9 protein-coding genes are annotated in these 6,551 nt (G+C 60.7%); 6 read left to right on the forward strand and 3 right to left on the reverse strand.

All coding sequences use genetic code 11. The features are described from left to right. Window positions 1-47 precede the first annotated feature (47 nt). Window positions 48-1,004, forward strand: a complete 957-nt coding sequence (locus tag AC3WKX_RS30205) for a MerR family transcriptional regulator (RefSeq protein WP_371858909.1) — start codon at window positions 48-50, stop codon at window positions 1,002-1,004. 2 nt (window positions 1,005-1,006) lie between these two features. Here AC3WKX_RS30205 and AC3WKX_RS30210 read toward each other — a convergent pair whose 3' ends face one another. Both AC3WKX_RS30210 and AC3WKX_RS30215 read right to left on the reverse strand, forming a co-directional pair. After that, window positions 1,007-1,612, reverse strand: coding sequence for a hypothetical protein (locus tag AC3WKX_RS30210; protein WP_003208483.1), 606 nt, complete (start codon window positions 1,610-1,612; stop codon window positions 1,007-1,009). 58 nt (window positions 1,613-1,670) lie between these two features. Beyond that, a complete protein-coding gene (locus tag AC3WKX_RS30215; RefSeq protein ID WP_008432316.1) occupies window positions 1,671-2,138 on the reverse strand; it encodes a PAS domain-containing protein in 468 nt (155 codons plus the stop codon). A gap of 113 nt (window positions 2,139-2,251) precedes the next feature. Here AC3WKX_RS30215 and AC3WKX_RS30220 point away from each other — a divergent pair, with 113 nt between their 5' ends. Further along, window positions 2,252-2,707, forward strand: coding sequence for a flavodoxin (locus AC3WKX_RS30220; RefSeq protein ID WP_102606069.1), 456 nt, complete (start codon window positions 2,252-2,254; stop codon window positions 2,705-2,707). Here the strand turns inward: AC3WKX_RS30220 and AC3WKX_RS30225 are convergent. After that, a complete protein-coding gene (locus tag AC3WKX_RS30225) occupies window positions 2,688-3,584 on the reverse strand; it encodes a LysR family transcriptional regulator (RefSeq protein ID WP_102606068.1) in 897 nt (298 codons plus the stop codon). The genes AC3WKX_RS30220 and AC3WKX_RS30225 overlap by 20 nt on opposite strands. Before the next feature lie 99 nt (window positions 3,585-3,683). On the opposite strand from AC3WKX_RS30225, the gene AC3WKX_RS30230 reads away from it, so the two are divergent. From AC3WKX_RS30230 to AC3WKX_RS30245, 4 genes are all read left to right on the forward strand, one after another. Next, window positions 3,684-4,070 carry a CidA/LrgA family protein gene (locus AC3WKX_RS30230; RefSeq protein ID WP_087693754.1) on the forward strand — a complete coding sequence of 129 codons (387 nt, stop codon included), beginning with the start codon at window positions 3,684-3,686 and terminating at the stop codon, window positions 4,068-4,070. After that, window positions 4,060-4,746, forward strand: a complete 687-nt coding sequence (locus AC3WKX_RS30235; protein ID WP_003208490.1) for an LrgB family protein — start codon at window positions 4,060-4,062, stop codon at window positions 4,744-4,746. Before AC3WKX_RS30230 ends, AC3WKX_RS30235 begins: the two co-directional genes overlap by 11 nt. Before the next feature lie 149 nt (window positions 4,747-4,895). After that, window positions 4,896-5,678 (forward strand): class II aldolase/adducin family protein, encoded by a 783-nt coding sequence (locus tag AC3WKX_RS30240; RefSeq protein WP_102368141.1) that lies wholly within the window; start codon window positions 4,896-4,898, stop codon window positions 5,676-5,678. Beyond that, the coding region (locus AC3WKX_RS30245; protein WP_102636889.1) for an alpha/beta fold hydrolase at window positions 5,678-6,551 on the forward strand (874 nt) is incomplete at its 3' end. The genes AC3WKX_RS30240 and AC3WKX_RS30245, both read left to right, overlap by 1 nt.

The raw sequence follows: 6,551 nt of genomic DNA on the forward strand, positions 1-6,551 counted from the left end.
TGGGCGTTAAATGGGATCCAAGTTCCTGACAGTATATTGATGCCCTGATGTCTGTAATGACTGCTCCACGTCCCGACATGGCCCTTGGCAACCCTGCCGATTCCGATGAGCTGTTTCCGATTCGCGAAGTCGCGAGATTGACAGGCATCAACCCTGTCACCTTGCGTGCCTGGGAACGGCGTTACGGGCTGATCCACCCGGTTCGCACCGAAAGTGGGCACCGCCTGTATTCGCGCACCGATATCGAGACCGTTCATCGCATTCTTGACTGGATCGAGCGTGGCGTGGCCGTGAGCAAGGTCGGCAAGATCCTCGCGCGCGACGATCATCAAGTCGAAGCGGCGGCTGCTTCGCCGGCAGGTGCAGAGCATGAATGGGCCCAATGGCAGGCGCAGTTGCGAACGGCCGTCGGTGCCTTCGACGACCGGCAACTGGACCGGTTGTATGGCCAGATTTTCGCCGCCTACCCGGTCGCGGTGGTGTTCCAGGACATCCTGATGCCCCTCTGGCAGCAACTGTTGCGACATCAGGGGTTGTTTGGCCAAACCAGTGAATGGCTGTTTTTTGATGGATTCCTGCGCAGCCGAACCTGGAAACGCCTGCAGATAGGCTGTGCCTCAGCGGCGCCGCGGGTATTGCTGGCGGCCATTGCGGGGGAGTGCCGAGAGCTGGAGTTGTTGGTCGCAGGCCTGTTGATGAGCGGTGACGAGTTGGCGGTCAAGGTCCTGGCTGTGGGCCAGCCGATGGATGAATTGACCCTTGTCTGTGAAAAAACCAGGCCACAAGCCCTTGTGGTGTTCTCCAATCACTCGCCGGCCAATGGCTTGCCTCGGCGCCTTGAACGGTTGGCCCTGACCCTGGATTGCCCACTGTTGCTGGCCGGCGATGCGGCGGAGTTGGCGCAGGAGCAACTGGCGGGTTCATCCGTCGGCTGCCTGGGTAACGAAGGGCGATTGATGCAGCGCCGCTTGCAGCAGTTTCTGCGCGGTAACCTGGATACCTGACTTCAGGCGTGGACTTCGGGGTGAAAAAGGCGATGTTGCTGCAGGATAAACTGGCGCAGGCGCTCGGTCTCATCCACATCGTTCTGGCTCAGGCGGTAGGCGAACAATCCTCGGGCAGTTTCCCGTTCCAGCGTGCCCCGCACCGAAATGCGCTCGTACCCGGACGGACTGAACCACAGCGAAAAGGTTCTTGGCGCCTTGATCCGCCCGCGAATTTCCACCAGCAGTCCCTTGAATGACACCTCATGTACCCACAGCGCACCGGGCTGGCCCTTGATGTTTTCCAGCGGCACCGGCTCTTCGAGCGCCAGGCGCCACGGGCGGATCATCGGCCCGTCTTCGAAAATACTCGGTACACCCAGCCGCAGATGCACGGCATGAAACTCGTCTTCCACCAATTGCAGCGGAAACGTCATTTGCTGGTTGTCGAATTGGGCCTGGAGGGTGACATGGTCATGGGCGGCCAGGCGGGTGAGCAGATCACGAATCTGCGCACCGCCATTGACCGTCAGGCTCGACGACGCGTCCCGCACATTGAGTTGCGGGTTATGGTGCATGGTCTGAATAAAATCCAGCTCGTCCTGCGTCAAAAGCGCGTCGCGTTGCATTGATCTTGCTCAAGAAAAAGGTATTAAAACGCCATTATCTCTTTAAAGACCGCGTTTTCTAGTTTTTGTTAGATCCGCTCGTCGCCTTGAGTGCCGCAAGCTCCGCCTTGAGGTCAGCCAACTGGGCTTCCAGTTGCGCGACACGCTGCTGGGCCTTGACCTGAACGGTCACATCCTTCTGCACGCCGACCACATAGGTCTGTTTGTCGGCCGGGTTGTAAACCGTCGATAACGACAGCTCGTTCCAAAAATGTGTGCCGTCCTTGCGGTAATTGCGCAGGATTTCCCGGCAGGCGCCGCCACTCTCCAGGGCTTCGCGAATCGCCATCAGCCCCGGCTGGTCACGGTCACCCGATTGCAGGAAGCGGCAATCCTGATAGAGGATTTCGTCGAGGGTATAGCCGGTCATGCGCTCGAACGCCGGGTTTACGTAAATCAGTGGCATATCCTTGCCTTCGCGCTCGGCGATAACGATGCCGTCGTTGGAAGCGTTGATCACCAGTTGCATCAGCTTGGCGTTAATCATTGAGCGGTCCATGGCTTGTCTTGGGAATTCGAAGTTTAAGACATGCCGGCAGCCTGTCCACTGGCCCCAGCTGTTAATATCCCAGGTTTTTAGTCAGCTACAGGATCAGATTGATGAAAGTCGCCATCCTTTCCGGCTCGGTGTACGGCACGGCCGAAGAAGTCGCCCGTCATGCTGCAAGCATCCTCAACGCTGCCGGCTTCGACGCCTGGCACAACCCGCGGGCAACCCTCGCCGACGTACAGGGCTTTGCTCCGGAAGCCTTCCTGGCCGTGACTTCCACCACTGGCATGGGCGAACTGCCCGACAACCTGCAGCCGCTGTACTCGACCATTCGCGACCAACTGCCGGCCGCCTGGCGAGGCTTGCCCGGCGCGGTGATTGGCCTGGGCGACGCCAGCTATGGCGACACCTTCTGCGGCGGCGGCGAGCAAATGCGCCAGCTGTTTGCCGAGTTGGGCGTGCACGAAGTGCTGCCGATGCTGCGCCTGGACGCCAGCGAAAGCGTGACCCCGGAAGCCGACGCCGAGCCGTGGCTGGCCGAGTTGGTCACTGCACTGCGCGGTTGACCGGGAACTCGCGCAATAACGCCAGCCAGGCCTGGGCGGCTTTCGACAGGTAGGCACCCTCACGCCAGATAAAGGCAATGTCCCAGCGCAGGTAGTCCGGCGCCTTGAGCGTCAGGCGTACCACGCCGGGCCTTACCAGGCCCCGGGCTACTACGCTGGGCAGCAGCACCACGCCTTGGCCGGCGGCCACCAATGCGGCGAGAAAATCCGCCTGGCCACTGCGCCCGCTTTCCTTCGGGGTAAAGCCCACCTGCTGACAGGCCTGCAACAGGCGGTCGTTCAATACAAAACTGCGCTGATACATCAGGAACGGCGTGTCAGCCAACTCCTCCAGGCGGATGTGCGCGTTATCGGCCAGCGGATGGTCCATGGGCAGCAGGGCGTCCAGCGGCTCATCGCAGAATGCCTGCCAGGCAAATGCCGGGTCGCTGGGCATCAGGCTGCCGCCCACCTCCAGTTCTCCACTCAAGATTGCCTGCTCGATGCTGCGGCTGCCGCCTTCCAGCAATTGGATGGTGACATTCGGATAGCGCCGGCGGTATTCGGCAAACAACCCGGCAAACAGCGTGTCGCCACCCAACTGCGGCAAGCCCATGCGCAGTTCGCCACGGGTCAGCTGATTCAAGTCATCCAGCTCACTGAGCAACTCGGCTTGCTGGCGCAGCATCGCTTCTGCCCGCTGCAACACCACTTGGCCGGCCGCCGTCAGGCGAATCTGCGAACCCAGGCGATCCAGCAGCGGCGTGCCCAGGCTTTGTTCCAATTGCGCCACCTGCTTGCTGACCGCGGACTGGCTGATGTGCAGGGTTTTACCGGCTTGGGTAAAACCGCCCCGGTGGATCACTTCGACAAAGCTGCGCAGTTGTTTAAATTCCATCGACATGATTCCAGTTTGGAATAGCTTGCAGTCTAACAATTCGCTGTGGGGATGCCAGGCGCCTCTTTAAAATGGGTGCCCTGGGAGGACCCAAAGCTCATGAAACGTTTCACCTTCAAAGTCGTCGGTCGGTTGTTGACTGAACTGATTGTGCTGCTGGCCATATATTTTCTGGGCTGCCAATTGGCCGCCTGGCTGAGCTGGCCTATTCCCGGTGGTGTGGTCGGCCTGGGCCTGTTGTTGCTGACCTTCGCCACCGGCCTGGTAAAACCGGCGGCTCTGCAACTGGGCGCCGGTGTGCTGATGGCGGAGATGCTGCTGTTCTTTATTCCTGCCTTGATGAGCCTTTTGGACTACGGTGGCCTGGTAAAGCACGACGGCTGGCGGATCATGTTGGTGATCGGCTTCAGCACCTTGTCGGTGATGCTGGTGACTGCGTTTACCGTGGAATTCGTCTGCCGCTGGAAGCTGCGCCATGAAGCTTGAGCTGATGCCGATGTTCTGGCTGGCGCTGACCCTCGGTGCCTACGGCTTCAGCCGGTGGATCTACCGGCGCACCGGGCGCTACCTACTGTCGCCGCTGATCCTGGTGCCGGCGCTGCTGCTGGCGGTGGCCGTGCCGATGAAAACCGCCTATGCCGAATACGCCACCGACACCCACTGGCTGATGCTGGTGCTGGGCCCGGTGACCGTGGCGTTCGCGATTCCGATCTGGCAACAGCGCCAATTGCTGGTGCGCCACTGGTCAGCGTTATTGCTGGGGATGGTCGCGGGCAGCGCGGCGTCCATCGCCACTTCGTATGGCCTGGCCAAGGCCCTCGCTCTCGACAGCTCGGTGACGATGTCGTTGGTGCCCCGTTCGATCACCACCCCGTTCGCGATGCCGGTGTCTTCCGACCTGGGCGGCGTGCCGGAACTGACGGCGGTGTTCGTGATGTTCACCGGGGTGTTTGGCGCCATGCTCGGCGGCGTACTGCTCAAGTGGTTGCCGTTGCGCACGCCATTGGCCCGTGGCGCATTGTTTGGCGTGGGCGCTCATGGCGCGGGTGTCAGCCGGGCTCATGAGGTGGGCGGTGAGGAAGGCTCCGTGGCGGGCCTGGTAATGGTGCTGACCGGGTTGCTCAACCTGTTCGCCGCGCCTTTATTGGCGTCGCTTCTCTGACACGCGCAGAACAAAATCGAACTATCCTCAGGACTGACCCGTTCGGTCATCAAGCTGGCTGCCAATGCAACTACGGCGGCCTCGAGGTCTGACTAGACTGCCTCTTCACTCAAAAAAACAATAATAAGCGCGCCAAGGAGGTCATTGCCGTGAGCCTAGCCACTGTTCAATCGACACACAGTGTAAAAGACCAGGTCAGCGCGGCCGAATGGCAGGCCCGCGTCGACCTCGCCGCGTGCTATCGCCTGGTGGCGATGCATGGTTGGGACGACCTGATTTTCACCCACATCTCGGCCAAGGTGCCGGGCACCGAAGACTTCCTGATCAACCCCTACGGGCTGATGTTCCACGAGATCACCGCGTCGAGCCTGGTGAAGGTCGATCAGGCCGGCAACAAGCTGATGGACAGTCCCTACGAGGTCAACCCTGCCGGGTACACCATTCACAGTGCGGTGCACGAAGTGCGGCACGATGTGGTCTGCGTGCTGCACACCCACACCGCCTCCGGCATTGCCGTCTCCGCGCAGAAACAGGGCGTGCTGCCCATCAGCCAGCAATCGTTGTTCGTGTTGTCCAGCCTGGCCTATCACGCCTACGAAGGTGTGGCGCTGAACCACGAGGAAAAGGCCCGCTTGCAGGCTGACCTTGGCGAAAACAATTTCCTGATGCTGCACAACCACGGTCTGCTGACCTGTGGCGGCAGCATCGCCGATACGTTCCTGATGATGTTCATCTTCCAGCGCACCTGCGATATCCAGGTGATGGCGCAGAACGGTGGCGCTGAACTGATCAGCATTGCGCCGCAGATATTGGCCGGTGCCCGGGCGATGATCGCTGGGGTCACCAAAAGCGCTCAGGGCATGGGCGGCGCGCTGGCGTGGCCGGCGTTGCTGCGCAAACTCGATGCACTCGACACCGGGTATAAAAGCTGATGCCACTCGCCGAGATCCCGCTGCGCATCTGGCGCCAGCGTGCCCAGAGCTTTGAGTTTCGCGGCCGCACCATTCGGTACTGGGTGGCGGGGCAGGGCGAGCCGTTGCTGCTGATCCATGGTTTTCCCACGGCCAGTTGGGACTGGCATTATCTCTGGCAGCCGTTGGCTCAGCGCTATCAAGTGATTGCCTGCGACATGCTGGGGTTTGGTGATTCGGCCAAGCCGCTGGATCACACGTATTGCCTGCTGGAGCAGGCGGATTTGCAACAGGCGTTGCTGGAGCATCTTTGGGTGCAGCAGCCGGTGCATGTGCTGGCCCATGATTACGGTGACAGTGTTGCGCAGGAGTTGTTGGCGCGGCATTACGAAGGCCGGTTTCGGATGGGCAGTTGTGTGTTTCTCAACGGTGGGTTGTTTCCGGAGACGCATCGTCCGGCGTTGGTGCAGAAGCTGTTGCTGAGCCCATTGGGTTGGATGATTGGGCGGGCGTTTGGGCGTAATGCCCTGGCTAACAGTTTTGGGCAGATTTTCGGGCCGGCGACTCGGCCCAGTGAGAGTGCGCTGGATGATTTCTGGAGCTTGATCGAGAGCCAAGATGGGCCGCGGATTTTGCACAAGTTGATTGCGTATATTCCTCAGCGTCGGCGGCAGCGGGATCGATGGGTGGCGGCCATGCAGCGGGGGGAGGTGCCGTTGCGGGTGATCGATGGGGAGGTTGATCCGATTTCCGGGGGGCATATGGTTCAGCGTTATCGTGAGCTGGTGCCGCACGCGGATACGGTGTTGCTGGCGAATATTGGGCACTACCCGCAGATTGAGGCGCCGGTGCAGGTGTTGAAGCATTATCTGGCGTTTCGGGAGGGGCTTGGGG

Source organism: Pseudomonas sp. GP01-A4, assembly GCF_058780865.1.

Coding starts and splice junctions, on each gene's coding strand:
- AC3WKX_RS30225 (WP_102606068.1), bottom strand. CDS start 3,584: ATGGAATTTAAACAACTGCGCAGCTTTGTCGAAGTGATCCACCGGGGC.
- AC3WKX_RS30215 (WP_008432316.1), bottom strand. CDS start 2,138: ATGATTAACGCCAAGCTGATGCAACTGGTGATCAACGCTTCCAACGAC.
- AC3WKX_RS30230 (WP_087693754.1), top strand. CDS start 3,684: ATGAAACGTTTCACCTTCAAAGTCGTCGGTCGGTTGTTGACTGAACTG.
- AC3WKX_RS30220 (WP_102606069.1), top strand. CDS start 2,252: ATGAAAGTCGCCATCCTTTCCGGCTCGGTGTACGGCACGGCCGAAGAA.
- AC3WKX_RS30235 (WP_003208490.1), top strand. CDS start 4,060: ATGAAGCTTGAGCTGATGCCGATGTTCTGGCTGGCGCTGACCCTCGGT.
- AC3WKX_RS30210 (WP_003208483.1), bottom strand. CDS start 1,612: ATGCAACGCGACGCGCTTTTGACGCAGGACGAGCTGGATTTTATTCAG.
- AC3WKX_RS30205 (WP_371858909.1), top strand. CDS start 48: ATGTCTGTAATGACTGCTCCACGTCCCGACATGGCCCTTGGCAACCCT.